This window comes from Bradyrhizobium sp. SHOUNA76, from assembly GCF_023006445.1.
Lineage (GTDB): Bacteria > Pseudomonadota > Alphaproteobacteria > Rhizobiales > Xanthobacteraceae > Bradyrhizobium.
Map to the genome: position 1 here is coordinate 1 of NZ_JALBHA010001056.1, position 682 is coordinate 682.

Here is a 682-nt window from a genome sequence, read left to right on the forward strand (position 1 = left end):
GGGCTCGATCGCGTGGTGGCCGCAGGCGAGGGCGCTTCGCAATTCGAGGGCAGGCTGACCGGCGCCTGGCGGCGGCCGTTGCAATTGAACGCAAAGCTCAGCGGTGGCGGTCTGGATGCCGATGCGCAAGGCAGTGTCGAATTGTCGGAGCCGAAGGGCAGCATGAATCTGCGCGTGCGCAACGCCAATCTGGCGCCGCTGCTCGGGACCAGCCCGACCGACAAATCGGCGCGGAACGTCAGCCTGTCCTCCCGCGTCGGGCTGAAAGGCAATCGCCTGACCTTCGACGATCTCGATGGCAATGCGGCCGGCTCACATCTGCGCGGCCATCTGGCGGTGACGCTGGATCAGGAGAAGAGCGTCGACGGCGAAGTCGGTCTCGATACGCTCGATCTTGCGCCGGCGCTCGCGATGGCGATCGGCGCGGCCGGGCATGATACGGGCGAACCGATGAGCGCAGGGCTCATCACGGGCTGGCGCGGCCGGATCGCGTTCCAGGCGTTGCGCGGAACGTTGCCCGGCGGTATCGAGCTTCGCCCCTTCGGCGGCACGATCCGCGGCGACGGCCAGTCGCTCGCGCTCGATGCGCTGAAAGGCGGCGTCGGCGGCGGCGAGATGTCGGCGAGTTTTGACGCGCGCAATGGCGCGGGTGGTCTTGCGTTGAATACGCGTATCGAGCTCG

General features: G+C 67.9%; 1 pseudogene. It reads left to right on the top strand.

Going from position 1 to position 682, the window contains the following annotated elements:
- Window positions 1–682: pseudogene (locus MOV74_RS39670) on the top strand (hypothetical protein); the annotation flags it as partial.